Consider the following 22,619-nt stretch of genomic DNA (forward strand, 5'->3'; position numbering starts at 1 on the left):
GCGCCGAACGCGCTGGACAGGTTCCGGGTCGCCGACGCGGCGCCGGACGGGGCGGCCGCGGGCGGTGGGGTGACCGGGTCGCTCAGGCGGCCTCGGCGGACCGCTGCGGGCGCACGGCCCGGGCCAGGTCGGCGAGATCACGCCGGAGGGCACCCTCGACCGCCCGGGCGGCCAGGCCGCCGAGGATCAGGGCGAGCACCCGACCGTACGGGGCGGTCGGGGCCGCCTCCTGCTCGACGGTGACCTCGGTGCAGCCACGCCGGCGCCGCTCGACGGTCCGCAGCGTCCAGGTGATCCGGTAGTCCGCCCCGGTGCCCCGCGAGGTGAGCACCAGCCGGGTCGGGGCGACCGCCTCGACCGCCACGAACTCCTCCGGCTCCGCCGCGCCGTCGGGCCGCGCCCGGGTCTCGCACCAGACGGTGCCCGGGCCGAACTCCCCCGGGGTGAGCACCTCGACCGAACCGACCGCGGAGAGCCAGCCGGCCCGCGCGGGCAGGTCGGTGAGCAGCCGCCACACGTCGACGTCCTGGGCTTCGATGAATTCGCTGACCGTCACCGTCGACATGGCACCTCCCGTGTCGTCCACGGTACGGGGCGTGAACGGGAAACGGGGCGCGTTGCGGTGACAATTCCACCGCCGGTGCCCCGCGCGGGGCACCGGGGTGTACGGAGCCGGGGGTCAGCGGTCGAATGCGCCGGCCCGGATCGCGGCGACGAACGCGGTCCAGCCCGGTGGGCTCACCGCGAGCGCGGGACCGGCCTGGTCCTTCGAGTCGCGTACCCCCACCACACCGTGCGCGGCCACCACGTTGGTGGCCACCTCGACGCAGAGGCCCTGGTCGTTGGAGCGACTGCTGGTACGCCAGACGGCGCCGGTCAGCTCGGTCATCCTCGTTCCCTCCTCGTTCCGCTCGGGCACGCCCGGGGCGCAGTGCCCCGGGCGTGCGGAATCCGCGTCGATCAACGGGGCACACGCGGCCGCTGATCGCACAGCGGGTGCGACCGGGGAACGGGCGGACGGAAGGGCGACTCAGCGGGCCGGCAGGATGGTCCCGGTGACCTCGCCGAGGGCGATCGTGGTGCCGTCAGGGCCGGGGGCGGTGGCGGTGATGGTGACCGTGTCGCCGTCCTCCAGGAAGGTCCGGGTGGTGCCGTCGGCGAACGTGACCGGCTCGCTGCCGCCCCAGGTCAGCTCCAGGAACGAGCCGACCTGGCCGCGCTCGGGACCGGAGACGGTGCCGGAGGCGTACAGGTCCCCGGTCCGCAGCGACGCGCCGTTGACGGTGAGGTGGGCGAGCTGTTGGGCCGGCGTCCAGTACATGGTGGCGAAGGGCGGCTCGGCGACCCGCTCGCCGTTCCACTGCACCGCGAGGGACAGGTCGAGCCCGAGGTGTGGGCTGTCGCGCAGGTAGTCCTGGACCGGCGGGTCCTGGTTGGGGGCGGGCACGAAGGCGTCGGCGAGCGCCTCCAGCGGGGTGACCCAGGCCGACACGCTGGTGGTGAAGGACTTGCCGAGGAACGGCCCGAGCGGCTGGTACTCCCAGGCCTGGATGTCCCGGGCGGACCAGTCGTTGACCAGCACCACGCCGAAGACGTGGTCGGCGAAGTCCGCGACCGGGACGCGGTCACCGAGCCGGCTCGGCACCCCGACCACGAAACCCACCTCGGCCTCGATGTCCAGCCGGACCGAGGCCCCGGTGATCGGGCCCTGGGCGGTCGCCCGCTGGCCGGTCGGGCGGACCACCGGGGTACCGGAGACCACCACCGTGCCGGCGCGACCGTGGTAGCCGATCGGCACGTGCTTCCAGTTCGGCAGCAGCGCCGCCTGACCGGGACGGAAGATCTGCCCGACGTTCGAGGCGTGGTGCTCGGAGGAGTAGAAGTCGACGTAGTCGGCCACCTCGACCGGCAGCAGCAGCTCCACGGCGCGCAGCGGGATCAGCAACGGCTCGACCGCCGCCCGGTGCGCCGGGTCGGTGAGCAGCTCGGTGAGCCGCTGCCGGACGGCGGTCCACTGCGGACGGCCGAGCGCCATGAAGTCGTTGAGGCTGGGCCGGCCCAGCGCACCGGCGGCCAGCACCAGGCCGGCCGCCTCCGCGCCGGCCAGGTCCAGCACGAAGTCGCCGATCCGTACGCCGATCCGCGGCTCGCGGTCGCCGTGCCGGAACACCCCGTACGGCAGGTTGGTCACCCCGTACGGCGAGCCGTCCGCACCCGTCACCCAGCTCATGCCGTCACTCCGCTCCGCTCCGTGCCGCCATGAGGCACCATCGCACTGAACCTCCCGATTCGCTCGCTGCGCTCGCTCATTCCTCGAAGCCCCCGTTCACCAGCCCCAGCCGGATCAGATCGGTCAGTGGTTCGGAGATGCTGCACGAGCCGTACCCGACCCAGAGCGGGCGCTCGTCGTCGCGGTGCGCCCGGACCCGCTCGACCACCCGCACCGCGTCGGTGGCGGCGAGCAGCTCGGCGACCTCGTCCACCTCCGCGCCCCCGGCGGCGGCCAGCGTCGCGGCCAGCACGTTGACGAAACCGTGGTGGGTGAAGCCGGTCTCCGGGTCGCGGTGGCGGATCGCGTGGTGCAGCCCGGCGGTCAGCTTGAACGGCAGCTCCCGGTCCCGGCAGGCACAGATCACCGCGGCCAGCTCGACCGGGGTCGGGAACAGCTCGGCGGCCAGCCCGCCGGTGCGGAACTTGGCGGCGATGGGCAGCCCGCCGGCCCGCGCGTCGGCGACCGTGTCCAGCGCACCCATCAGCCCGAAGGTCAGCGGGATCTCGGCGTAGACGGCCGTGCCACCCCGCTGCTCGGCGAGCTTGACCAGCTCGGCCAGGCCGGGCTGCGGGTCCTCGCCGCGCTTGGCGACCGGCGCCTCGACCTGCCGGGCGGTCACCCCGTCGGGGGCCAGGAAGGACAGCGCGACGGGCAGCCGCTCCACGCCGGTGTCGCCGATCAGGCCGATCACGAAGCCCTCGGCGGGGTCGACCAGGCCGCTCAGCTCGCCGGCCTCGATCATCGAGGCGGGCAGCAGCAGCGGGCCGACCAGGTCGGCGTACCAGGCGGCGCGGTGCCGGCGGTGGTCGATCACCGCGTCCGGCGGCGCGGCGCTGCCGGGCGGAAAGACCGCGGCGTCATCCACCAGGCCGGCGAGGAGGCGGGGCACCTGCGTTGACACGAGACAAGAATCTACGGGACGCTACAAGGAACGGACAACAGCGTCCGATTATCGGACGCCATCGGCCGGAGAACGGGACATATCGGGAGGCGAGATGCCGTACTACCGCAGCATCGGTGACGTGCCCCGCAAGCGGCACACCCAGTTCCGCCAGCCCGACGGCCGCCTCTACGCGGAAGAGCTGGTCGGTCAGGAGGGCTTCTCCTCCGACTCGTCGCTGCTCTACCACCGGCACGCGCCGACCGCGATCGTGGCCGCCGAGGAGTTCACCCCGCCCGCGGTCACCCGGGCGCCCAACCTGCCGCTGAAGCCGCGCCACCTGCGCACCCACAAGCTCGACGCGGCCGGCGCCGACCCGGTGCTCGGCCGGCAGTACCTGCTCGCCAACGACGACGTCCGGATCGCGTACGTGCTGGCCGACCGGCCCTCCCCGCTGTTCCGGGACGCCACCGGCGACCACTGCCTCTACCTCGAGTCGGGCTCGCTGCGGGTCGAGTCGCCGTTCGGGGTGCTGGAGGCGGTGGCCGGCGACTACGTCATCATCCCGACCTCCACCATCCACCGCCTGGTACCCACCGGCGACCAGCCGACCCGGCTGCTCGCCATCGAGGCGGCCGGGCACGTCGGGCCGCCCAAGCGCTACCTCTCCGTGCGCGGGCAGTTCCTGGAGCACTCGCCGTACTGCGAGCGCGACGTCCGGGGGCCGGACGAGCCGCTGCTGGTCGACGGGGAGGACGTCGAGGTGCTGGTCCGGCACCGCCGCGGGTGGACCCGCTACACGTACGCGAACCACCCGTTCGACGTGGTCGGCTGGGACGGGCACCTGTACCCGTGGGCGTTCTCCATCCACGACTTCGAGCCGATCACCGGCCGGATCCACCAGCCGCCGCCGGTGCACCAGACCTTTCAGGGCCCGAACTTCGTCATCTGCTCGTTCGTGCCGCGCAAGGTGGACTACCACCCGGACGCCATCCCGGTGCCGTACAACCACCACAACGTCGACTCCGACGAGATGCTCTTCTACACCGGCGGCAACTACGAGGCCCGGCGCGGCTCCGGCATCGAGCAGGGCTCGATCTCGCTGCACCCGTCCGGCTTCACCCACGGCCCCCAGCCCGGGGCGGCGGAGCGGGCGATCGGGGTGGACTTCTTCGACGAACTGGCGGTCATGGTGGACACCTTCCGCCCGCTGGACCTCTGCGCCGCCGCCACCGCCTGCGAGGACGACGGGTACGCCTGGACCTGGGCGCGCCGCGGCTGACGTACCGAGAGAAAGAGGGCCGCGTCCGGTCGGACGCGGCCCTCTCCCCTCCTCGATCAGAACGTCGAGGCGTCGATGACGAAGCGGTAGCGCACGTCCGAGGCGAGCACCCGCTCGTACGCCTCGTTGATCTGCTCGGCCCGGATGACCTCGATCTCGGCGCCGAGCCCGTGCTCGGCGCAGAAGTCGAGCATCTCCTGCGTCTCGGCGATGCCGCCGATCATCGAGCCGGCGAACGACCGCCGGGCCGGGATGAGCGAGAACGCCCGCACCGACAGCGGCTCCTCCGGCGCGCCGACGTTGACCAGCGTCCCGTCCACCGCGAGCAGCCCCAGGTACGCGTCCAGGTCGATCTTCGCGCTGACCGTGTTCAGGATGACGTCGAAGGAGTCCGCCAGCTTGGCGAAGGTCTCCTCGTCCCCGGTGGCGTAGTAGTGGTCGGCGCCGAGCCGCAGCCCGTCCTCCTGCTTCTTCAGCGACTGGGACAGCACGGTCACCTCGGCGCCCATGGCGTGCGCCAGCTTGACGGCCATGTGGCCGAGCCCGCCGAGGCCGATGACCGCCACCCGGCTGCCCGGGCCCACGCCCCAGTGCCGCAGCGGCGAGTACGTGGTGATGCCCGCGCAGAGCAGCGGCGCCGCCACGTCCAGCGCGAGACCGTCCGGGATCCGCAGCACGAAGTCCTCGGTGACCACGATGGCCTGGGCATAGCCGCCCTGGGTCGGCCGGCCGTCCCGGTCCACCGCCCCGTACGTGCCGACGTTGCCGTTGAGGCAGTACTGCTCCAGGCCCTTGCGGCAGTTGTCGCACTCGCGGCAGGAGTCGACCATGCAGCCGACGCCGACCCGGTCGCCGGCGGCGAACTTCGTCACCTCGGCGCCGACCTCCCGGACCACGCCCGCGATCTCGTGGCCGACCACGATCGGATAGTTGGTGGCGCCCCACTCGCTGCGCGCGGTGTGGATGTCGGAATGGCAGATGCCGGAGAACGTGATGTCGATGAGCACGTCGTGCGGCCCGAGGTCGCGCCGCTCGATCGTGGTCGGGGTGAGTGGTCCGGTCGCGGACGTCGCCGCGTAGGCGTTGACGGTGAGCACAGTTCTCCGCTTCCTGCAGACGTACGGGATCATGCGTGGCTCGCGGCGCCACCCGCCCGCACCGGCGGGCGCCCAGGACAAGCCAACGCTTCGACCATTCCTACCCCCGCGCCGCCCCCACCCACACGTAGCCAGGCTCACCCCTGCGACCGGGAATAACCACGTCAGCGCCGGACCAACACGGCGAACGACGCGACCATCGCCGCGATCACCGACGCCACCAGCGGCCACGGCCCGCCGACCAGTGCGTAGAGCAGCAGCAACGCCGGGGCGGCGGCCGTCGCGTACAGCGCCACGGCCAGGCTCCGGTCGGACCGGACCAGCCCCGGCAGGACCGTCCCGAGCAGGTCGGGCAGCCGGGCCGCGTACCGCCAGCCGAGCAGCGCCCCGCCGAACGCGGCCACCCCGGCGAGGATCCGGGACGGTCCGGGCGCCGCCGGGGCCAGGAAGGCGACCAGCACCGTGGCCACCAGCGACCAGCCGGCGGCGTGGAGCACCATCCGGCGCAGTCCGTCGCCGATCGTCCGGCGGGCGTCGCCGCGCGCCGGGTCCATGGCGGCCGCCTCGGTCAGGTGCTCCAGGGCCTCGGCGTAGCGCCGCTGATCCAGCCGGATCACCCCCAGGTCGTGGCGCGCCTCGGCCAGCTGCGGGTCCAGCCGCAGCGCCTCCCGGTAGGCCCGCTCGGCCAGGTCGAACAGCGCCAACCGGGCGGCCACCAGGCCGAGCACCAGGTGCGCCTGCGGCTCCTCCGGCAGCAGCTCGACCCCCCGCCAGGCGGCGTCCAGCGCCTGCTGGCCGTTGCGCGCGCCGGACAGGATCGCGGCGGCGCTGCGCTGGGCGTACGGGTCGGTCGGGCCGAGCGCCAGGATCTGGTCGGCGGTGGCCGCGGCCTCCTTCCACCGCTCCAGGTCGGCCAGCGCGAAGCCCCGTGCCACCAGCGCGGGTACGGCGTCCGGGGCGACCGCCAGGGCCGCCTCGGCGGCGTCCAGCGCCTCGGCCGCCCGGTCGCCGGCGAGGTGCATCCGGGCCAGCATGGTCAGCGCGTCGGCGTGGCCCGGCTCGGCGGCGATCAGGAAGCTGAGCTCGCCGATCGCCTCGTCGTACCGGCCCAGCTCGGCGAGGAGCCGGGCGCGCTGGAGGTAGCCGTCGGCGGCGGACTGGTCGGGGGCGGCGTCACTCGACATCCCGGCGAGCGTAGCCGCCCGCCCGCGCCCGCGCCGGGCGGCGCCGCCGGGGCGGCACCGGCCGCACGCACCGTCCGCCGGTCAGGCGCGCTGGCCGGCGGACCCGGCCGCGCGTTCAGGCGCTGTGGCAGACGGACCCGGCCGCCGAGTTGCCGCACGTGCCCAGGCTGCACCAGCGACGCAGCCCGCCGTCGTCCAGGAAGAGCCAACCGCACCGCTCGTCGGCGCAGACCCGGAGGGCGAGCCGGCGCGGGTCGGCGAGCAGTTGGGCGGCGGACCACGCGACGGCGTGCAGGGGCGTCCGGAGCCCGGCGGTGAGTTCCGGCCACCAGTGCCCCCGGCCGTCGGTCTCGCGCCGGAACACCAGCACCTTGGCGGCGGCCTCCGCGTACCGGGCGACCACGTCGAAGGCCGGGCGGTCGTCCGGGTCGACGAGACAGTCGTGCAGCGCGCTCCGCAGCCGGCGGGCCTCGGCGAGCACCTCCGCGGCCCGGCCGGGGTCCCGCCGGTCCAGGTGGATCAGCCGGCTGACCGAGACGTCGTCGAGGAGACCGGCGTGCCCGGCCCAGACCGCCAGGGTGCGGTAGCCGCGCAGCCACTCCGAGCCGGGCAGCGGCGGCTCCTGCCCCCAGCCGGCGAAGGTGTTGCAGAAGTCCAGCGCCGGATGTCCGCCGACGCTCCACGGCAGGCTCTCGTCGCGCACCCGCACCTCGTACACCGGCCGCCCGGGACGGTCCAGCCGGTGATCGCCGCGCAGGATCCGGCGGTGCACCTCGCGCAGCCGCGGCCCCGGTTCGACGCCCAGCTCGTCCACCAGCACCCGCCGGGTCGTCCGGTACAGGCGCAGCGCGTCGGCCTGCCGGGCACCCTGGTACAGCGCGGTCATCAGCACGCCGACGAGTTGCTCCCGGGTCGGGTACGCGGCGGCCAACGGCATCAGCTCGGTGATCGCCTGGGCGTGCTGGCCGAGCGCGAGCCGCGCCTCGGCGCGCAGCTCGACGGCGACCAGCCGCAGCTCCTCGACGGCGCCGTGCAGTCGGTCCCGCAGCTCGCCGTCGGCCGCGTCGGCCAGCAGCGGCCCACGCCAGAGCGCCAGCCCCCGGTCGAGCAGCCGCACCCGCTCGGCGGGATCGGCGGCCGCCCCGGCCCGCCGGACCAGCTCGCCGAACTCGTCGACGTCGACGCGGTGGCCGTCCGCCTCCACGAGGTAACCCTCGCCCCGGGTGCTGATCCGCACCCCGTACGGCGACAGCGACCCCCGCAGCCGGCCGATGTACGTCTGCACGGTGCCCCGGGCCGAAGCCGGCGGCCGGTCGGGCCAGAGCAGGTCGATCAGGCGTTCGGTGTCCACCACCCGTCCCGCGTCGAGCAGCAGCACCCCGAGCAGGCAGCGCTCCTGCCGCCGGCTGCCCACCTCGACCGGTTGCCCCTCGTGGCGTGCCTCGAAGGGTCCAAGTAGTCGGAAGTCCATACGGAAAGGACCGGCTGGCCCGGCGGGCGGGTTGTCAGGCGGCGGTGAGCGGTTGGTGGGTGACCGGTGCCCGGCGGCCCGTCCGGCCGCGTAGGGCGCCGCTGCACCCGTTCCGCGGTGGTGAGCCCGTGGTGAGCCGGGCCGCGCATCCTGGTCCGGCCCTGAACCCCGTACGGATGGAGTGATCATGCGAATCAGGATGAAGGTGGCGCTGGCGTCGGCGGTCGCGCTGATCGGCGCGGCCCTGCCGGGTACGGCGTCCGCCGCGACCGTCGACAGCGCCCCGGGCGCCTGGGAGCCGGCCCCGCAGGAGGCGTTCGAGCTGCCCGCCGGGGCCCGGTGCGAATTCGCGGTGCGGGTCGAGCCGATCGTCGACGAGGTACGGAAGCTGACCCTGGCGACCTACCCGGACGGCTCGCCGAAGCGGGAGTTGTACACCGGCGCCCTGATCGACCGGGTGACCAATCTGGAGACCGGCGCCACCTCCACGGCGGACGCGAGCGGCACCTCGCTGGTGGTCTACGGCACCGACGGGTCGATGACCTGGTACGTGACCGGTCCGGTGCTGCTCGGCTTTCGGGAGAACGCGGGCTCGCTGCCGAAGGGGCTGTGGATCGTCGACGGCCAGTTCGTGGTGCAGTTCGATCCCAGCTTCGCGAAGACCATCACGATGCTGCACGGCACGACCCACAACGTCTGCACCGACGTGGACTGAGCCGGCGGATCCGGTCCCGGGCCCGGCCGGCACGATGCGCCGGAGCCCGGGGCCGGCCGGCCCTGGCGAGCGGCCGCCCGGCTCAGTCGGCCGGGGCCTCGTACACCAGGGCCACCGCGATGCCGGTCAGCCCTTCGCCGCGCCCGGGGAAGCCGAGCCCGTCGGTGGTGGCGGCGGCGACCGTGACCGGGGCGCCGACCGCGGCGGAGAGCACCCGCTGCGCCTCCCCCCGGCGTGGGCCGATCTTGGGGCGGTTGCCGATCACCTGCACCGACACGTTGCCGATCCGGAAGCCGGCGGCCCGGACCCGCCGGGCGCTCTCGGTGAGCAGCGCCACTCCCGAGGCGCCGGCCCACTCGGGCTGGTCCACGCCGAAGTTCGCGCCCAGGTCGCCGAGGTCGGCCGCAGCGAGCAGCGCGTTGCAGGCGGCATGCGCCACCACGTCGGCGTCCGAGTGGCCGGCCAGGCCGTCCTGGCCCGGCCAGTGCAGGCCGGCGACCCAGCAGGGCCGGCCGGGCGCGAAGGCGTGCACGTCGGTGCCGATGGCCACCCGAGGGACGATCATGAGCCGAGGGTACGCGTCAGGCCACGGCCGCCAGCAGGTACTCGGCCAGCGCCAGGTCGAACGGCCGGGTGATCTTGAGGGCCAGCTCGGACCCGGGTACGCAGAACACCGGCACACCCTGCTTCTCGACCAGGCCGGCGTCGTCGGTCAGCGGGTCACCGGCCGCCTCGTGCGCGGCGGCCAGCACCGACCGGCGGAAGCCCTGCGGGGTCTGCACCGCGCGGAGGGCGGACCGGTCGACCGTGCCGAGGACCCGCTCGCCGGTGTCGACCTCCTTGATCGTGTCGACCACCGGCAGGACCGGGATCACCGCGTCGTGGCCGGCGCGGACCGCCGCGGCCACCGACTCGACGAGTGCGGGCGGGGTGAGCGCCCGGGCGGCGTCGTGCACCAGGACGATCTGCGGCCCGGCCGGGACGGCGGCCAGCGCGGCGGCCACCGACGCCTGCCGTTCGGCGCCCCCGGGGACCACGGTCACCGGGGCCACCGGGGCGAGCAGCGCCCGCACCGCCTCGACGTCGGCCGCCGGGGCGGCCACCACGATGGTGTGCACCGAGGCGGCCGCCGCGACCCGGCGTACCGCGTGCACCAGCAGTGGTTCGCCGGCGAGCGGCCGGAGCGCCTTCGGAGCGCCGGGGCCGAGGCGTACCCCGGCACCGGCCGCAGGAACAAGGACCGCGACGTCACCGCGCGGGTTGAGCTGCGCGGTCACGTCGCGGTCCTCGGATTTCTTTGCTACGGGTCGGGTACGACGATGCGGTGGAACTCAGGCCTCGGTCAGTACCTTGTCGAGCAGCGTCTCCGCCTCGTCCTTGGTGCTCTTCTCGGCCAGCGCGACCTCGCCGACGAGAATGTCGCGGGCCTTGGCGAGCATGCGCTTCTCACCCGCGGACAGGCCCCGCTCCCGCTCCCGGCGCCACAGGTCGCGGACGACCTCGGCGACCTTCAGCGGGTTGCCCGAGGCCAGCTTCTCCAGATTCGCCTTGTAACGCCGCGACCAGTTGGTCGGCTCCTCGGTGTGCGGTGCACGGAGCACGTCGAAGACCTTGCCCAGGCCCTCTTCGCCGACCACCTCTCGCACACCCACGATCTCGGCGTTCTCGGCGGGCACCCGGACCGTCAGGTCACCCTGCGCGACCCTCAGGACGAGGTACTGCTTGGGCTCGCCCTTGATGACCCGAGTCTCGATTGCCTCGATGAGTGCGGCCCCGTGGTGGGGGTAAACAACGGTCTCGCCGACACTGAAAACCATAGGTTCGAAACCCCTTTCGCTGTGTCTAGGGTAACACGCTCAGGCACCGATGTCTCACCGCTGTCCTGACCGTTGGCGCAGCTCAGGGGCCCTGTGAGAGGTATTTCTTCAGCTTGACAGGCGGTCAAACCGATGGTTTCGACACGCTCCGTGACGATCGGATGACAACCCGGTACGAGTGATCGGAGCGTTGATATCTAGGGCGATGCGCTCCTTCCATGGTAGCCCTGGAATCCGACGTGCGCCCAGGTGTGGCGGTACGAGCGCCGGTGCGGGACGCTTGAGGCGGGCGCGACGTCCGCTCACGGAGACGGCTCCTGGGGGTCCGATGGGCATGCCTGACGCTGAAGGCCACGGGCCACCGGACGGGCTGCCCGACCTGCCACCGGAGTGGGGTCGGGTGGTCGTTCCCGACGACCCCTCGGCGCTCGCCGAGGAGGCCCGCCAGGTCCGCCGCGAACTGCGCCGCGAGCGCCGGAACTCCGGCGGGCGGCACGGCACCCCGCGACCGGCGGTCCGGCCGTTGCGGCTCCCGCTGCTGGCCCTGCTGATCTCGGTGCTGGTGACGCTGAGCGGGTTGGCCGCCGTGACCTGGCCCCGCTCCACCCGCTCCGGCAGCAGCCCCACCGTCGTCCCCTTCCCGAGCGCCACCCCCGGTCCGGTCGGGCCGGTGCCCGCGCTGGACCTGGTCGACGCCGGCAACTCCCCGGTGCCGCTGCGCGGCCTGCTGCCCGCCATGATCATCCTGATCGACGTCTGCGCCTGCCGGGAGCAGGTGAGCACCGCCGCGGCGACCGCGCCACGGGACGTCACCGTGATCACGGTGACCGAAGGGCGCAGCGCCGAGGCCCCACCGGCGCCCGGCGTACGACCCCTCGCCGACCCGGCCGGCGGCCTCCGGGCCTACCTGCACCTGGCCCCCCATCCGGGCACGGCCGCCGCCCTCCTGGTGGACCGGGACGGCACCGTGGTCCGGGTGGTGCCCGAGCTGGGACCGGTCGAGGACTACCGCGCCGACCTGGTCGGACTGGCCGGCTGAGCGGCGCTCAGGACACCGCCGCGAGCCGGGCGTCGAGGTCGACCTGGTCCCCGAGCGCGGCGAACCACACCAGCAGCGGACTGCTTCCCGTCTCCAGCACCACGACCTCGGGCGCACCGCCGCAGCTCACCGTGCGCTCCGACTCGGCCCCGGGCGCACCGGAGACCCCGACGACGACCGAGCCGGCGCCGGAGCAGCCGACCGTGAGCACCACCCGGTCCGCGTCCGACGCGTTCGTCTGGCGCCGCACCGGCGGGCCGCCCGGCAGCAGATGGGACCGTTCCCGCCACAGCACCTGCGAGTCGTCCAGCTGACGCACCGTGCCGTCGGGCGCCTGGTGGATCACCACCCGCTGGTCCGGATCCGCCTCCGGCCCCGGAAGCACCTGCCCGGTCCGGGTATCGATCGCCACCCGGACGCCGGGCTCGAGGAAGGCGGCCGGCGACCCGGTGGGCCCCAGATCGGCGCGGTCGACGGCCGGCGCCGCGGCCCGCCACCACCACGCACCGGCGACCAGCGCCGCCACCGTCAGCCCGGCCAGCAGCGCGCGCCGGATCCGCTCGTCAGGGGTCACCCGCAGAGCGTATCGACGCGGGGCGGCGGTCGCCGTCCCGTCAGGCGGTGCGCTCCAGCAGCGCCGCGTAGAGGGTGAGGCCCGGCCCGAAGGCGAGCATCACGACCCGCTCCGGCGGCGGCTGCGTCCGGCGCAGCCGGTCCAGGATCAGCAGCACCGTCGGGGACGAACAGTTGCCGTGCTCGTCCAGGGTGGCCCGGGACGCCGCCAACGCCGCCGGCGGCAGCGCCAGTTCCCGTTCGACCACATTGAGGATGCGCGGGCCGCCCGGGTGCACCGCCCAGCCGTCCACCTCGGCGAGGCTGCGGCCGTGCCGGGCCAGCAGGTCGTCGACCAGCGCCCGGACGTGCCGGGAGAGCACCTGCGGCACCTTCGGCGACAGCCCCATCCGGAAGCCGGCGTCGGTGACGTCCCAGGTCATGTGGTCCGCCGTGGAGGTGTCCGTGACCGAGGTGATCTCACGCAGCGCGTACCCCCGGCCGTCGGGGACGACCACGGCGGCGACCGCGGCGTCCGAGAAGAGCGCGTGCGAGACGATCTGCTGGGTGTCCACCCGGGACCCGGCCGGCTGGATGTGCAGGCTGGTCAGCTCCGCGCAGAGCAGCAGCGCCGGCCGGCCCCGGGCGGTCACGAAGTCGCTCGTCGCGCCCAACCCCGGCAGGGCCGCGTAGCACCCCATGTGGCCGACGAACATGCGCTGGGTGTCCGGGGCCATGCCCAGGTCCCGGGCGAGCAGGATGTCCAGCCCCGGGGTGGCGTACCCGGTGCACGAGCAGACCACGAAGAGCCCCACGTCGCCCGCGTCCAACCCGGCGGCGGTGAGCGCCCGGCCCACCGCCTCCTTGCCGAGCGGCAGCGCCTCGACCTGGTAGCGGCGCATCCGGCGCTCGGTGGGCCACTCCGAGACGTCCTCCAGCAGCGGGTTCACCGCCGCCTGCCGGCGGGACACCCCCGAGTTGGCGAAGATCCGCTCGGCCAGCGCCCGGGTCGTCCCGGAGAAGTGCTTCGAGAAAAAGCCCGCCCACAGCTCCTCCTGCCCGGCCGTCGGCGGTTGCGCCGTGCCCAGGCCCGCGATCACCGGCACCGCCATGTCCCCCACCTCTCGTCCCGTGTCCCCCACCGTCACCAACGAGCGCCCCCGCCCGAGGAGAGCGCCGGTCGCGGATCCGGCTCGCGTCGCGCGCTCAGCCGCCCCCGGCCACCGGACCCGCGCCCCGGCGCGCTCCCCCCGCTCACCAGCGCGGCGCCGAGCCGTCGCGGTCGGGGTCGCCGCCGAGCGCGGCGATGCCCAGCCAGTCGGCGCAGACGTCCGAGGTGGCCGGGTGCAGCGAACCGCAGCGGGCGTCCCGGTAGAGCCGCTCCAGTGGATGGCCCCGGCGGGTGGCCGAGGTGCCGGCGGCCTCCAGCATGGACGCGGCCACCTCGGCGGCGGTGGTGCCGGCGAGCAGCTTGGCCCGCCACACCCAGCGGTTGGTCTCCGCGTCGCCCGGCGTCTCGTCCACCCGGCGGGCCGCCTCGGCCACCACCAGCTCGGCCGCCGCCACCGCCGCGTCGGCGCGGCCGAGCCGGGCCCGGACCGCCGGCAGCCCGGCCAGGTTCCGGGCGTTCAGGTGCTCGGCGGCGGCGTCGATGGCCGCCCGGGCCACCCCGACGTAGACCGCGGCATAGCTGGCCACCAGCCAGTGCGGCATGAGCTGGGCGACCACCAGGGCCAACCCCTCCACCCCGCCGAGCAGCCGGTCGGTCGGCACGGTGACGTCCAGGTGCAGGTCGTGCGAGGCGGTGGCGCGCATGCCGAGCGAGTCCCAGGTGGGCTCGACGGTGATCCCCTGCCCCGCCGGCACCACGAACTGCGAGACCACCGACTGGTCGGTGGCGCTGCGGGCGGCCACCAGGTAGCCGTCCGGGTGCCCCGCGCCCGAGCAGAACGTCTTGCTGCCCTTGATGTGCCAGCCGCCCTCGACCGGCTCGTAGACCGTGCTCAGCTGGGACAACCGGGCGCCGGCGCCCCGCTCGCTCATGGCCACCGCGTACCAGGAGCCGTCGGCGGCCGCGCGGAGCAGGCGATCCCGCGCGGCCAGCGCCTCCGCCGGTACGCCCAGCGCCTCGGCCAGTTCCTCGGTGACCGCGCCCAGCGCCCCGGTCACCGAGGCGTGCATGTTGAACACCAGGGCGGTCGCGCCGTTGCCCCGGGCCAGCTCGGTGGCGACGGCGGCGTACTCGGCGAAAGTGGCGCCCAGGCCGCCCAGTTCCCGGGGCACCATGAGGCCGAAGAGCCCGGCCTCCCGCAGGTCGGCGAAGTCGTCGACCGGGAACGAGCCGTCCCGGTCGTGCTGCGCCGCCCGCGCGGCCAGTCGCGGCGCCAACCGGCGGGCCGCCTCCAGCGCGTGCACAGTCATGTAGCCCCCTTCTCGGCGTCCCAATACCCCGGGCGGCCCCGGCTACCCGTTCCGGACCCCACGGCCCTGATAGAGCACGGCCGTCGACCAGGTCGGCACGATCCGCGGCGACGTCCCGGTCGGACGGTCACCGGCACCGCGCAGCCGGCGCAGCAGCCAGGCCAGCGTGCCGCCGAACGCCGGCCGGATCCCGCGCAGCCGCAGCGTCACACCGTGCCGGGCGGCCTCGGCGGCCAGCGCCCGGGCGTCCACGAACAACCGTGGATCGTGGATGCCGCGCGGCACGGTGGGCAGCCGCTCACCGATCTCCACCGCGACCAGCCGGGCCAGCAGCGTGTCGTTGAGGGTGTCCAGCACCAGCAGGCCGCCCGGACGCAGCAGCCGGCACGCCTCGGCGACCACGCGGCGCCAGTCCGGCACGTGTTCGAGCAGCTCACCGGCGGAGACCACGTCGGCACAGCCGTCGGCGAGCGGCACCGCCGTGGCGTCGGCCCGGACCACCGTGACGCCGTGCGCCGCGGCCAGGTCGAGCGCGGACCGGGTCAGGTCGACCCCGACGTGCCGGTAGCCCTTGCCGGCCAGGTGCGGGGCGAGCAGGCCGGCGCCGCAACCGAGGTCGACCAGCAGCGCGTCCGGCCGGGACGCCGGGGGCACCAGCGCGGCGCGGGCCTGGGCCAGCCAGTGCAGCATGGCGAACGCGCCGTCCGGTCGCCACCACTCGCCAACCAGGTCGTCGTACTGCCGGGGATCGTTGCGTGGCAGGACGCGGGGCGGGGTGGACACCGGGGCCGCGTCTCGCATGCCACCGAGCGTGGCACGACTCCCGGGTAACGACCAGACTTCCCTTATGTCGTCGTCGGTGTTAGGGCTGGTCAGGGCGAGCCATCCGGAGCCCACTGTGGCGGTCACCGTGGTGGCCGGGCTGCTGGCCGCCGCGGTCGGGCACCGTCCGGCCGGGATCGTCGCGGTGCTGCTCACGGTGCTGGCCAGCCAGCTCGCCACGGGGTGGAGCAACGACCTGGTGGACGCCGACCGGGACGCCGCGGTGGGGCGTACCGACAAGCCGGTGCCCGCCGGCGCGGTGTCCCGGCGGGCCCTCGCCCTGGCCGTTCCGGTGGCGGTGGTGGCCACCGGCCTGATCGCGCTCACCACCACCGGGCCGGCGGCCTGGTGCGTCCTGCTCGGTCTCGCCTCGGCGCTGCTCTACAACCGGCCGCTCAAGTCGACGCCGGTCTCGGTGCTGCCGTACGCGGTCTCGTTCGGCTCGCTGCCGGCCTTCGTGGTGCTGGCGCTGCCCGGCGCCCCCGCCCCGCCGGTCTGGCTGGTGGCCGCCGCCGCCTGCCTCGGCGCCGGGGCGCACTTCGCCAACGTGCTGCCCGACCTGGCCGACGACGCCCGCACCGGGGTGCACGGGCTGCCCCACCGGCTCGGGCCGGCGGGCAGCCGGGCGGCCGCCGCCGGGCTGCTGCTCGCGGCCACCGTGATCCTCGTCGTCGGCCCGCCCGGGCCACCGTCCTGGCCCGGGCTGTCCGCGGTCGCGGCCGCCGTCGCGGTGCCGGCCCTCGGCTGGTACGCGGGTCGCCGCGCGGCCCGGGCCGGCGGCCGGCCGGTGGCCGCGTTCCGGTCCGTGCTGGTGGTTGCCCTGATCGACGTGGCCCTGCTGCTGGCCAGCGGCCGGGTGGTCTGACCGGCACCCGGGAAGGGTGGCATTACCGGGTCGGCGTGCGGCCCTCGATCAGCTCCAACTACCCTGGAGCGCGGTCTGCGCGGGTATGGCCACCCCGTGTCCGGCGTCCCGCCGGCTGGGGATCGTGACGAGGAGGACCGACGTGACGCGCTCGATCAGGGGTTCCCGGGGTGCGGCCCTGCTGCTGGCCGGTACGGCGGCGGCGAGCCTGCTGCTGTCCGGGTGTGGCGCCGGCCAGGTGGCCGAGACCGCCAACAAGATCCCGTCGGTGCAGGGCGTCAACGTCCAGACCCCCGACAACCTGTACAAGGTGCGCGGCCTGTACGTGCAGTTCCCGGGCACCAAGGGCTACGAGGCCGGCGCCAACGCGCCGCTCGACGTCGTGATCTACAACGACAGCCGGACCCCGGTGACGGTGACCGTCAGCACCGACGGCGCCCGCGACATCCAGCTCACCGGCGCGACGCCCGGCGGCGAGGGCGCGACCCCCACCGGCTCGCCGACCGAGCCGGCGTCCGCGTCGCCCACCGCCACCGACCCGAACGCGTCGCCGAGCCAGTCGCTCGGCACGACCGAGTCCCCCTCGGCCAGCCCCTCCGCGTCGCCGAGCGAGACGGCCCCGGCCGGCCGGCCCGCCCGGATCGAGATCCCGGCCCTCGGCTACGTCCAGCTGAACAGCGACAGCGACCAGTTCCTCCAGCTCGTCGGCCTGAACGACAAGCTGCTCACCGGCCAGCAGGTCGGCCTGACCTTCGACTTCGGCAACGGCAAGGTGATCAAGACCGCCGCCCCGATCGGCGTACCGCTGACCCCGAACGCGCCCGCCTCGCCGGTGGTCCACCCGCGCGAGGAGGCCGGCGAGCAGAGCGGGGTCGAGGGCGGCGGGCACGACTGACCCACCCCCGAGCATCCGACGGCGCCGTCGGTGTGGCCACCGCCACGCCGGCGGCGTCGCCGCTTCCGGATGGGCTTTCGTCGTACCGCCCGGTTAGCGTCCTGGGGTGAGCACCTCCCGAGCCACCTCCTCCCGCGCCACCGCCGCCACCGGCCGGAGCCGGGGCGCCGCCCGCGAGCCGCGCCCGGCCTACGAGTGCGACGCCTGCGGCCACCAGCCACCCAAGTGGGTCGGCCGCTGCCCGGAGTGCGGCGAGTGGGGCTCGGTGGTCGAGTGCACGGTCAGCGGCCCGGTGGTCTCCGGCCGGGTGGTCAGCTCCCGGCTGCCCGCCGAGCCGGCCCGGCCGATCGCCACCATCAGCGCGGCGCCCGCCCGGGCCCGGCCCACCGGGGTCAGCGAGCTCGACCGGGTGCTCGGCGGCGGCCTGGTGCCCGGTGCCGTGGTGCTGCTCGCCGGCGAGCCCGGGGTCGGCAAGTCCACCCTGCTGCTCGACGTGGCCCAGCAGTGGGCGGCGGGCGCCGGCAGCCCGTCGCTGGTGGTCAGCGGGGAGGAGTCGGTCAGCCAGGTGCGGCTGCGCGCCGAGCGGATGGGCACCCTGCACGACCAGCTCTACCTCGCCGCGGAGAGCGACCTGTCGGCGGTGCTCGGCCACCTCGACGCGGTCAAGCCCGGGCTGCTGGTGCTCGACTCCGTGCAGACCATCTCGACCACCGGCACCGAGGGCGTGCCGGGCGGGGTCACCCAGGTCCGCGCGGTCACCGCGGCGCTGGTCGCGGTCGCCAAGGAGCGGGGCATCGCCACCGTGCTGGTCGGCCACGTGACCAAGGACGGGCAGGTCGCCGGCCCCCGGGTGCTGGAGCACCTGGTCGACGTGGTGCTGCACTTCGAGGGCGACAAGCACTCGTCGTTGCGGATGGTGCGCGGCGTGAAGAACCGGTTCGGCGCGGCCGACGAGGTGGGCTGCTTCGAGATGCACGAGGGCGGCATCAGCAGCCTGGCCGACCCGTCCGGGCTGTTCCTCACCCGCTACTCGGAGCCCGTGCCGGGCACCTGCGTCACGGTGGCGATGGAGGGGCGGCGCGCCCTGGTCACCGAGGTGCAGGCGCTGATCGGCGCGACCGTGGCCGGGTCGCCCCGGCGTACGGTCTCCGGGCTGGACGGCGCCCGGCTGGCGATGGTGCTGGCGGTGCTCCAGCGGCGCACCGAGCGGCTGACCCTGCACGACCGTGAGGTCTTCGCGGCCACCGTGGGTGGCATCCGGGTGGTCGAGCCGGCCGCCGACCTGGCGGTGGCGCTGGCGGTCGCGTCCGGCGGGCTCAACCTGGCCATCGCCCCGCACCTGGTGGCGATCGGCGAGGTGGGGCTCACCGGCGAGGTGCGGCGGGTGGGCGCGGTGCCGCGACGGCTGGCCGAGGCGGCCCGGCTCGGTTTCCGGCTGGCCCTGGTGCCGCCCGGATGCGGCCCGGGCAGCAGCGGAGTGATGCCCGAGCAGATGCGCGTGATCGAGGTCACGGACGTGCGCGGGGCGCTCCAGGCCGCCGCCCGCGCGTCGGTGGAGTGACCCGAGATGAGCGTGCGGCGGGACCGCCGGGTCGATTCCGGACAGCGGGCGCAGCGGGTCGACGACCGCAGGAGCCGGACATCGTGACACATCACAGTAACCACGAGAGCACCCACCGCACGGCAGTCCGTAGACTGTGCCCGTGCCGATCGACCGCGATGCCACCAAGCCCGCCGCGACGACGCCGCACGCCCGCACCGCTGCCGTGGGCTCCGCCGCCCGTCCGATCAGCGTGAGCGTCACCGGCAGCATCGGCGGGGCCGGCGGCGACCCGCTGCGGGCCAACCTCGCCCTCATGGCGCCGGGCACCGCCCTGCGCGACGGCCTGGAGCGGATCCTGCGCGGACGCACCGGCGCGCTCATCGTCCTCGGCTACGACAAGGTGGTCGACTCGATCTGCACCGGCGGCTTCCCGATGGACGTGGAGTTCTCCGCGACCCGGGTCCGGGAGCTGTGCAAGATGGACGGCGCCGTGGTGCTCTCCAGCGACGGCACCCGGATCGTCCAGGCGGGCGTGCACCTGATGCCCGACCCGTCCATCCCCACCGAGGAGTCCGGCACCCGGCACCGCACCGCCGAGCGGGTGGCCCGGCAGACCGGCTACCCGGTGATCTCGGTGAGCCAGTCGATGCGGATCATCAGCCTCTACGTCAACGGCCAGCGGCACGTGCTGGACGACTCGGCGGCGATCCTGTCCCGGGCCAACCAGGCGCTGGCCACCCTGGAGCGCTACAAGCTGCGGCTGGACGAGGTCTCCGGCACGCTCTCCGCGCTGGAGATCGAGGATCTGGTCACCGTGCGGGACGCGGTGGCCGTGGTGCAGCGGCTGGAGATGGTCCGCCGGATCGCCGACGAGATCGCCGGGTACGTGGTCGAGCTGGGCACCGACGGCCGGCTGCTCGCCCTCCAGCTCGACGAGCTGATGGCCGGCGTGGACGCCGACCGCACCCTGGTCATCCGGGACTACCTCCCGGTCGGGCGCAAGTCGCGCACCCTCGACGAGGCGCTCGTGGAGCTGGACCTGCTCAGCGCCACCGAGCTGATCGACCTGGTCGCGGTCGCCAAGGCGATCGGCTACCCGTCCGCGTCGGACGCGCTGGACGCGGCGGTCAGCCCGCGCGGCTTCCGGCTGCTGGCCAAGGTGCCCCGGCTCCCCGCCGCCGTGGTGGACCGGCTGGTGGTGCACTTCGGCAGCCTCCAGCGGCTGCTCGGCGCGACGGTGGAGGACCTCCAGGCGGTGGAGGGGGTTGGCGACGCGCGGGCGCGCGGCGTCCGTGAGGGGCTGTCCCGGCTCGCCGAGGCGTCCATCCTCGAGCGCTACGTCTGAGCCACGCCGCGCCGGCGGCGGTCAGTTTGGTGATGGTCGCGCCGGCGGCGGTCAGTTGGTGATGGTGAGCCGCACCGGCTCGCTGAGCTTGGTGCCCACCCGCGCAAAGACGTGGTATGTGCCAACCTGCGCGTAATCGCCGTTGGCGACCCCGTTCGCGCACTTCGTGCTGTACTTGCCGTTCCAGTCCAGCTGGTAGGAGCGCTCGAAGTTCGGGGTGAACGACTGCACGTCGGAGCCCTTGCCGGTACCGCAGGTGTCCGAGGACCAGATCCGGTCCGCGCCGGCCTTGATGAACAACTCCTGGAGGTCGGCGCCGACGTCACGGCTGCAGGTCCGTTCGGAGACATTCTTGATCTTGAGGCGGAGGGTGACGAGCGCACCCCGCTGCGCGGAGGCGGGCACGGCCACCGCGGTCACCTTGATCTCCGAATCGGTGCAGGTCCCGTCGTCGACCACCGGGTTGACCGGCGCGCCGGCCCCGCCGTCGCCCGTCCCGGTGCCGCCGCCCGCCGGGCCACCCTGACCACCCTCCGAGCCGCCCGAGTTCCCACCCGAATCGCCCGCCGTCGGGGTCGCGGTCGGCGGGTTCCCGCTCTGCGGAGTCAGCACCGAGCCGGTCGGGTCCGGCTGCTGACCCTTCGCGGTCGGGCTCGTGGAGGCACCCGTGCCGGACGAGCCGGTTTTGCGCTCCGACCCGCTGCACGAGTAGAGCACCACGATCAGGAAGAGCAGTCCCGCTCCGAGTACGACGGCGCGACGCCGCCAGTACACGGCGGGAGGCAGGGGGCCGACCGTCAGACGCATGATGCGTTCACCGTAGCGGCGTACCGCGCGACGCGGGGGCGCGACGCGCCGAGCGGGACCACCCCCACCGCCCGGCACGGCCACAGTGGACACGCACGGTCACCGCGCGCCGTCGCCCGGCGGCGCACCGTCAAAGGTAGACCTTGCGCTGGTAGATGCCGTGCGCGCCGGCGACCCGGTCGAGGAAGAGCAGCCCCGCGCAGTGGTCGATCTCGTGCTGCAACGCCCGCGCCTCGAAACCGTCGGTCACCAGCCGGACCGGGTCACCGGTGCCCGGCAGCACGCCCTCCACCACCAGCCGGGTGGCCCGCTTCACGTCACCGGTCAGGTCCGGCACCGACATGCAGCCCTCCCGGCCGGCCTTCCAGCGGGTCGCCTCCACCACCGTGGCGTTGCAGAGCACGAAGGTGCCGTGCACGGTGACCGCCTTCGGATGCCCGGTCACGTCCACCGCGAACACCTGGGCGCTCACCCCGACCTGCGGCGCCGCCAGACCCACACAGCCGGGCGAGATCCGCATGGTGGCGACCAGGTCCGCGGCGAGCCGGACCACCTCCGCCGACATCGGATCCACGGCCGGGCCGGGCCGCCGGAGCACCGGGTCCGGGGCGGACACCACGGCGCGTACCTCGCCGGGCAGGCCCAGCGACTCGGGCGTCCAACCGCCCAGGCCGACGTACTCCTGCGCGGTCACAGCAGGTCCGTGTCCGCCGGCCGGAGGCTGACCCCCACGCCCAGCTCGGCAGCGGTACGAGCGAGCCGGCCGGCCACCTCGTCGGAGCTGCCCGGCGGCAACTCCACCTCGGCCACCACCACGTAGAGCGAGCCGGTCAGCCGGGTGCTCAGATCGGTGACGTTGCCACCCGCGTCGGCCAGCACCCGGGTCATCGCGGCCACGATGCCCATCCGGTCGGCGCCGTGCACCGCCAGCACGTACGGCTCGCCGGCCGACGCCGCCTGCCCGTCCGGGGTGACCACCCGTACGGTGGCCAGCAGCTGACCGTCGGCGGCGAGCGGGGCCAGCGCGGCCTCCACGTCGGCGGCGGCCGGGCCCACGCAGATCAGGGTCATCGCGAAGTGTCCCCGCAGCCGGGTCATCGTCGAGTCGGTGAGGTTGGCGCCCAACCGGGCCAGCACCTCGGCGACGTCGGCCACGATGCCCGGCCGGTCCCGGCCGATGACGGTGATCGCGAGCTCGTTCATCCGGACATTCTGCCCCGACCGCCCCGGCCGGCCACGCAGGCCCACCCCGGCCCGCCCATCCTGCGGGAAGCCGCCGCCCGGGCCGGCCAGTCATCCGAGCGGAGTGCCGTGCCGCCCCCGAGGCACCCATCGTGTTCCTGGTCCTCGTGCTCGGTCTGCATGCCGCCTCGGTCCTCGGCACCACCTCCTCGACCTCTACCGGCTCTGCGGGCTCAGCCGACCCAGGGCAACCGCCCCTGCTGGTTTCGCGCCTGTCGAGCTGAGTCGGATACGACATCAAGTCGGCTGTCGCGGTGTCTCGATCTGTCCGTGATGTCGCCTGACCGGCGAACGCGCCGGACCCGTTCGAGTCGAATACGACGTCAGCTCGACAGCGGCACAAGGCGACCTCCCCGGCCGCCCGTGACCG

The 22,619-nt window shown here is 74.5% G+C and carries 24 protein-coding genes; 7 read left to right on the forward strand and 17 right to left on the reverse strand.

Features of this window, described 5'->3' with window-relative positions; all coding sequences use genetic code 11:
• Nucleotides 1–82: 82 nt before the first annotated feature.
• From AB0I11_RS10465 to AB0I11_RS10480, 4 genes are all read right to left on the reverse strand, one after another.
• Nucleotides 83–565 carry an SRPBCC family protein gene (locus AB0I11_RS10465; RefSeq protein ID WP_357316710.1) on the reverse strand — a complete coding sequence of 161 codons (483 nt, stop codon included), beginning with the start codon at nucleotides 563–565 and terminating at the stop codon, nucleotides 83–85.
• Between the two features lie 114 nt (nucleotides 566–679).
• The gene (locus AB0I11_RS10470; protein WP_046562714.1) at nucleotides 680–889 is read right to left on the reverse strand and encodes a DUF397 domain-containing protein; all 210 of its coding nucleotides are present in this window, start codon (nucleotides 887–889) and stop codon (nucleotides 680–682) included.
• Nucleotides 890–1,030: 141 nt separating this feature from the next.
• Nucleotides 1,031–2,230 (reverse strand): fumarylacetoacetase, encoded by a 1,200-nt coding sequence (gene fahA, locus AB0I11_RS10475; RefSeq protein WP_357316713.1) that lies wholly within the window; start codon nucleotides 2,228–2,230, stop codon nucleotides 1,031–1,033.
• Between the two features lie 76 nt (nucleotides 2,231–2,306).
• Nucleotides 2,307–3,173: a hypothetical protein gene (locus AB0I11_RS10480; protein WP_357316716.1), complete on the reverse strand. Its 867-nt coding sequence runs from the start codon at nucleotides 3,171–3,173 to the stop codon at nucleotides 2,307–2,309.
• A 94-nt stretch (nucleotides 3,174–3,267) separates the two neighbouring features.
• Between AB0I11_RS10480 and AB0I11_RS10485 the strand changes: the two genes are divergently transcribed.
• Nucleotides 3,268–4,434 carry a homogentisate 1,2-dioxygenase domain-containing protein gene (locus AB0I11_RS10485; RefSeq protein WP_357316718.1) on the forward strand — a complete coding sequence of 389 codons (1,167 nt, stop codon included), beginning with the start codon at nucleotides 3,268–3,270 and terminating at the stop codon, nucleotides 4,432–4,434.
• A 56-nt stretch (nucleotides 4,435–4,490) separates the two neighbouring features.
• Here AB0I11_RS10485 and AB0I11_RS10490 read toward each other — a convergent pair whose 3' ends face one another.
• From AB0I11_RS10490 to AB0I11_RS10500, 3 genes are all read right to left on the reverse strand, one after another.
• The gene (locus AB0I11_RS10490) at nucleotides 4,491–5,531 is read right to left on the reverse strand and encodes an NAD(P)-dependent alcohol dehydrogenase (protein ID WP_357316721.1); all 1,041 of its coding nucleotides are present in this window, start codon (nucleotides 5,529–5,531) and stop codon (nucleotides 4,491–4,493) included.
• A gap of 164 nt (nucleotides 5,532–5,695) precedes the next feature.
• The gene (locus AB0I11_RS10495) at nucleotides 5,696–6,715 is read right to left on the reverse strand and encodes a tetratricopeptide repeat protein (protein WP_357316724.1); all 1,020 of its coding nucleotides are present in this window, start codon (nucleotides 6,713–6,715) and stop codon (nucleotides 5,696–5,698) included.
• 115 nt (nucleotides 6,716–6,830) lie between these two features.
• The gene (locus AB0I11_RS10500) at nucleotides 6,831–8,186 is read right to left on the reverse strand and encodes a BTAD domain-containing putative transcriptional regulator (RefSeq protein WP_357316727.1); all 1,356 of its coding nucleotides are present in this window, start codon (nucleotides 8,184–8,186) and stop codon (nucleotides 6,831–6,833) included.
• 187 nt (nucleotides 8,187–8,373) lie between these two features.
• On the opposite strand from AB0I11_RS10500, the gene AB0I11_RS10505 reads away from it, so the two are divergent.
• On the forward strand, nucleotides 8,374–8,901 hold the full coding sequence (locus AB0I11_RS10505; protein ID WP_357316731.1) for a hypothetical protein: 528 nt from the start codon (nucleotides 8,374–8,376) through the stop codon (nucleotides 8,899–8,901).
• Nucleotides 8,902–8,983: 82 nt separating this feature from the next.
• Here AB0I11_RS10505 and ispF read toward each other — a convergent pair whose 3' ends face one another.
• The 3 genes from ispF to AB0I11_RS10520 are packed head-to-tail and all read right to left on the reverse strand — an operon-like array spanning nucleotide 8,984 to nucleotide 10,718.
• A complete protein-coding gene (gene ispF, locus AB0I11_RS10510) occupies nucleotides 8,984–9,466 on the reverse strand; it encodes a 2-C-methyl-D-erythritol 2,4-cyclodiphosphate synthase (RefSeq protein ID WP_357316735.1) in 483 nt (160 codons plus the stop codon).
• 16 nt (nucleotides 9,467–9,482) lie between these two features.
• A complete protein-coding gene (gene ispD, locus AB0I11_RS10515) occupies nucleotides 9,483–10,178 on the reverse strand; it encodes a 2-C-methyl-D-erythritol 4-phosphate cytidylyltransferase (RefSeq protein ID WP_357316738.1) in 696 nt (231 codons plus the stop codon).
• Between the two features lie 54 nt (nucleotides 10,179–10,232).
• Nucleotides 10,233–10,718, reverse strand: coding sequence for a CarD family transcriptional regulator (locus tag AB0I11_RS10520; RefSeq protein ID WP_007073334.1), 486 nt, complete (start codon nucleotides 10,716–10,718; stop codon nucleotides 10,233–10,235).
• A gap of 328 nt (nucleotides 10,719–11,046) precedes the next feature.
• Here AB0I11_RS10520 and AB0I11_RS10525 point away from each other — a divergent pair, with 328 nt between their 5' ends.
• Complete coding sequence (locus AB0I11_RS10525) at nucleotides 11,047–11,757, forward strand: hypothetical protein (RefSeq protein ID WP_357316740.1); 711 nt, start codon at nucleotides 11,047–11,049, stop codon at nucleotides 11,755–11,757.
• A 7-nt stretch (nucleotides 11,758–11,764) separates the two neighbouring features.
• Here the strand turns inward: AB0I11_RS10525 and AB0I11_RS10530 are convergent, their stop codons facing one another.
• The 4 genes from AB0I11_RS10530 to AB0I11_RS10545 form a co-directional block, all read right to left on the reverse strand.
• Nucleotides 11,765–12,331, reverse strand: coding sequence for a hypothetical protein (locus AB0I11_RS10530; protein WP_357316743.1), 567 nt, complete (start codon nucleotides 12,329–12,331; stop codon nucleotides 11,765–11,767).
• A gap of 40 nt (nucleotides 12,332–12,371) precedes the next feature.
• Entirely contained in the window at nucleotides 12,372–13,421 is a 1,050-nt protein-coding gene (locus tag AB0I11_RS10535) for a 3-oxoacyl-[acyl-carrier-protein] synthase III C-terminal domain-containing protein (protein WP_357316746.1), read from the reverse strand.
• 142 nt (nucleotides 13,422–13,563) lie between these two features.
• Entirely contained in the window at nucleotides 13,564–14,730 is a 1,167-nt protein-coding gene (locus tag AB0I11_RS10540; RefSeq protein ID WP_357316749.1) for an acyl-CoA dehydrogenase family protein, read from the reverse strand.
• A gap of 42 nt (nucleotides 14,731–14,772) precedes the next feature.
• A complete protein-coding gene (locus AB0I11_RS10545; protein WP_357316752.1) occupies nucleotides 14,773–15,531 on the reverse strand; it encodes a methyltransferase domain-containing protein in 759 nt (252 codons plus the stop codon).
• Between the two features lie 46 nt (nucleotides 15,532–15,577).
• Here AB0I11_RS10545 and AB0I11_RS10550 point away from each other — a divergent pair, with 46 nt between their 5' ends.
• The 4 genes from AB0I11_RS10550 to disA all read left to right on the forward strand — a co-directional run bounded on the left by AB0I11_RS10550 (nucleotide 15,578) and on the right by disA (nucleotide 20,200).
• Nucleotides 15,578–16,417: a UbiA family prenyltransferase gene (locus tag AB0I11_RS10550; protein ID WP_357316756.1), complete on the forward strand. Its 840-nt coding sequence runs from the start codon at nucleotides 15,578–15,580 to the stop codon at nucleotides 16,415–16,417.
• 142 nt (nucleotides 16,418–16,559) lie between these two features.
• On the forward strand, nucleotides 16,560–17,312 hold the full coding sequence (locus AB0I11_RS10555; protein WP_357316759.1) for a hypothetical protein: 753 nt from the start codon (nucleotides 16,560–16,562) through the stop codon (nucleotides 17,310–17,312).
• 106 nt (nucleotides 17,313–17,418) lie between these two features.
• A complete protein-coding gene (gene radA / locus AB0I11_RS10560) occupies nucleotides 17,419–18,873 on the forward strand; it encodes a DNA repair protein RadA (RefSeq protein WP_357316762.1) in 1,455 nt (484 codons plus the stop codon).
• Between the two features lie 142 nt (nucleotides 18,874–19,015).
• Nucleotides 19,016–20,200: a DNA integrity scanning diadenylate cyclase DisA gene (gene disA / locus AB0I11_RS10565; RefSeq protein ID WP_357316765.1), complete on the forward strand. Its 1,185-nt coding sequence runs from the start codon at nucleotides 19,016–19,018 to the stop codon at nucleotides 20,198–20,200.
• A gap of 51 nt (nucleotides 20,201–20,251) precedes the next feature.
• Here disA and AB0I11_RS10570 read toward each other — a convergent pair whose 3' ends face one another.
• The 3 genes from AB0I11_RS10570 to AB0I11_RS10580 all read right to left on the reverse strand — a co-directional run bounded on the left by AB0I11_RS10570 (nucleotide 20,252) and on the right by AB0I11_RS10580 (nucleotide 22,210).
• Complete coding sequence (locus tag AB0I11_RS10570) at nucleotides 20,252–21,007, reverse strand: hypothetical protein (RefSeq protein ID WP_357316767.1); 756 nt, start codon at nucleotides 21,005–21,007, stop codon at nucleotides 20,252–20,254.
• Nucleotides 21,008–21,137: 130 nt separating this feature from the next.
• Nucleotides 21,138–21,701, reverse strand: a complete 564-nt coding sequence (locus AB0I11_RS10575; protein WP_357316769.1) for a peptide deformylase — start codon at nucleotides 21,699–21,701, stop codon at nucleotides 21,138–21,140.
• Nucleotides 21,698–22,210 (reverse strand): ACT domain-containing protein, encoded by a 513-nt coding sequence (locus tag AB0I11_RS10580; protein WP_046562695.1) that lies wholly within the window; start codon nucleotides 22,208–22,210, stop codon nucleotides 21,698–21,700. Before AB0I11_RS10580 ends, AB0I11_RS10575 begins: the two co-directional genes overlap by 4 nt.
• Between the last annotated feature and the right edge of the window lie 409 nt (nucleotides 22,211–22,619).

It is taken from the genome of Micromonospora sp. NPDC050495 (genome assembly GCF_040655175.1).
GTDB lineage: Bacteria > Actinomycetota > Actinomycetes > Mycobacteriales > Micromonosporaceae > Micromonospora.